General features: G+C 72.3%; 2 protein-coding genes. Both read left to right on the top strand.

Annotated features, from left to right (window positions below; genetic code table 11):
• Window positions 1-441 precede the first annotated feature (441 nt).
• A complete protein-coding gene (locus FOE67_RS20945) occupies window positions 442-1638 on the top strand; it encodes an argininosuccinate synthase (protein WP_182666391.1) in 1197 nt (398 codons plus the stop codon).
• Complete coding sequence (gene argH / locus FOE67_RS20950; protein WP_182666392.1) at window positions 1635-3092, top strand: argininosuccinate lyase; 1458 nt, start codon at window positions 1635-1637, stop codon at window positions 3090-3092. Before FOE67_RS20945 ends, argH begins: the two co-directional genes overlap by 4 nt.
• The last annotated feature ends 95 nt before the right edge of the window (window positions 3093-3187 follow it).

Below are 3187 nucleotides of genomic sequence, written 5' to 3' on the forward strand. Positions count from 1 at the left end.
GGGTCTCGGAGGCGGGATCGGCGTCGGGGAGTCGGTGCGCGGTCGTCAAGCCTGACCTCCTGTGGTCGGCGCCGGGCCGGGCCGGTCGGGACGTCGTCCCGTCCGGCGGCCGGGTGCGGTGATTCGTGACCGGCGGTCGGGGCGGCCCGCCCCGGGACGATCGGCACCAGGGTGGGGGTCCCCGGGGGTCCGGAACAGCGCGCCGGTTCCCGGGGGCCGTTCCCCGGAGGGGACGCGGGAGGGCCGCTTCGTCCCCGGTGCCGCGTCGACCTGCTCTTTCGTGCCCGGGGAGCCGGGGGAGGAGCTTTCAACACCTTCAACAACCGATTCCGCGTGTCGCGCGGGCGTTCCCCCGGGGCCGCTCCCGGAGTCGAATTGACGAATCATGCATTGCTCTGCATACTTATTCTGTCAGTGCGCGCATCCCAAGGAGAGAGCCCCGTGACCGAGCGAGTGGTACTCGCCTATTCCGGCGGGTTGGACACCTCCGTATGCATCGGCTGGATCGCCGAGGCGACCGGAGCCGAGGTCGTGGCCGTGGCCGTCGACGTCGGCCAGGGAGGGGAGGACCTGGAGGTCATCCGCAAGCGGGCGCTGGCCTGCGGCGCGGTCGAGGCGGAGGTCGTCGACGCGCGCCACGAGTTCGCCGACGGGTACTGCCTCCCCGCCATCCGGGCCAACGCGCTCTACATGGACCGGTACCCGCTGGTCTCCGCGCTCTCCCGGCCCGTCATCGCCGAACACCTGGTGGCCGCCGCCCGCCGGCACGGCGCCGGCGTCGTCGCCCACGGCTGCACCGGCAAGGGCAACGACCAGGTCCGCTTCGAGGCGGGCATCGCCTCCCTCGCCCCCGACCTGCGGTGCATCGCCCCCGTCCGCGACCACGCCATGACCCGGGACAAGGCCATCGCCTTCGCCGAGGAGAAGGGCCTGCCGATCGCCACCACCGGGAAGTCCCCGTACTCCATCGACCAGAACGTCTTCGGACGCGCGGTGGAGACGGGCTTCCTGGAGGACATCTGGAACGGCCCCGTCGAGGACGTCTACGAGTACACCGCCGACCCCGCGACCCCGCGCGGGGCCGACGAGGTCGTCATCACCTTCGACCGGGGCGCCCCCGTCGCCCTCGACGGCCGCCCGGTGACCGTCCTGGAGGCCATCCGCGAACTCAACGAGCGCGCCGGAGCACAGGGGATCGGCCGCATCGACATGGTCGAGGACCGGTTGGTCGGCATCAAGTCCCGCGAGATCTACGAGGCCCCCGGCGCGATCGCGCTGATCACCGCCCACCGGGAGCTGGAGAGCGTCACCGTGGAGCGCGAACTGGCCCGCTTCAAGCGGGGCGTGGAGCAGCGCTGGACGGAACTGGTCTACGACGGCCTGTGGTTCTCACCGCTCAAGCGCGCCCTGGACGGCTTCGTGACCGAGGCCAACGAGCACGTGTGCGGGGACATCCGGATGACCCTGCACGGAGGACGCGCGGTCGTCACCGGGCGCCGCTCCGAGCGGTCGCTCTACGACTTCGACCTGGCCACCTACGACACGGGCGACACCTTCGACCAGTCGATGGCCAAGGGCTTCATCGAGATCTTCGCCCTCTCCGGGAAGATCGCGGCCAAGAGGGACCTGGCCCGGTGAGCGCCGCGACCCCCGAACCCGCCGCGGGCCCCGACGTGCGGCTGTGGGGCGGCCGGTTCGCCGACGGCCCCGCGGCGGCGCTGGAGAAGCTGTCCGCCTCCGTCCACTTCGACTGGCGCCTGGCCCCCTACGACATCGCCGGCTCCCGGGCCCACGCCCGTGTGCTGCACGCCGCCGGGCTGCTGGACGCCGACGAACTGGAGCGCATGCTCGCCGGCCTGGACCGGTTGGCCGCCGACGTCGCCGACGGCTCCTTCACCGGCACCGTCGCCGACGAGGACGTGCACACCGCGCTCGAACGCGGACTGCTGGAACGGCTCGGCCCGGAACTCGGCGGGAAGCTGCGCGCCGGCCGCTCGCGCAACGACCAGGTCGCCACGCTGTTCCGGATGTACCTGCGCGACCACGCCCGGATCATCGGCGGCCTGCTCGCCGACCTCCAGGAGGCCCTGATCGGCCTGGCCGAGGCCCACCCGGACGCCGCCATGCCCGGCCGCACCCACCTCCAGCACGCCCAGCCGGTGCTCTTCGCCCACCACGTGCTGGCCCACGTCCAGGCCCTGTCGCGGGACGGCGAGCGGCTGCGGCAGTGGGACGAGCGCACCGCCGTCTCGCCCTACGGCTCCGGCGCCCTGGCCGGCTCCTCGCTCGGCCTGGATCCCGAGGCGGTCGCCGGTGAACTGGGCTTCGAGCGCGGCTCCTCGGGCAACTCCATCGACGGCACGGCGGCCCGCGACTTCGTCGCCGAGTTCGCCTTCGTCACCGCGATGATCGGGGTCAACCTCTCCCGGATCGCGGAGGAGGTCATCCTGTGGAACACGAAGGAGTTCTCCTTCGTGACGCTGCACGACGCCTTCTCCACCGGCTCCTCGATCATGCCGCAGAAGAAGAACCCGGACATCGCCGAGCTGGCGCGCGGCAAGTCCGGTCGCCTGATCGGCAACCTCACCGGCCTGCTCGCCACCCTCAAGGCGCTGCCCCTGGCCTACAACCGGGACCTGCAGGAGGACAAGGAGCCGGTCTTCGACTCCTGCGACCAACTGGAGGTGCTGCTGCCGGCCTTCACCGGCATGATGGCCACCCTCACCGTCCACGAGGAGCGGATGGCGGAGCTGGCCCCGGCGGGCTTCTCGCTGGCCACCGACATCGCCGAGTGGCTGGTCCGGCGCGGGGTGCCGTTCCGCGTCGCCCACGAGGTGGCGGGGGAGTGCGTGAAGGTCTGCGAGGGCGAGGGCATCGAACTCCACGAACTGACCGACGAGCGGTTCGCGGAGATCTCCCCCCACCTCACCCCGGAGGTCCGCTCGGTGCTGAACGTGCCCGGCGCCCTCGCCGCGCGCTCCGGCCGGGGCGGCACGGCCCCCTCGGCCGTCGCCGTGCAGTTGGCCGAGATGAAGGCGGAACTGTCGGTCCAGCGCTCCTGGGCCGGGAAGGAACGCCCGACGGTCGGCTGAGCGATCGGGTCGGGAACGCGGAGGCCGTCGGCCACCCGGGGGACCGCCGGAACCGGGGAGGGGCCGGGAACGATCCGAACGGATCGTTCCCTGTC

The sequence above is a fragment of the Streptomyces calidiresistens genome (assembly GCF_014141525.1).
Taxonomy (GTDB): domain Bacteria; phylum Actinomycetota; class Actinomycetes; order Streptomycetales; family Streptomycetaceae; genus Streptomyces; species Streptomyces calidiresistens.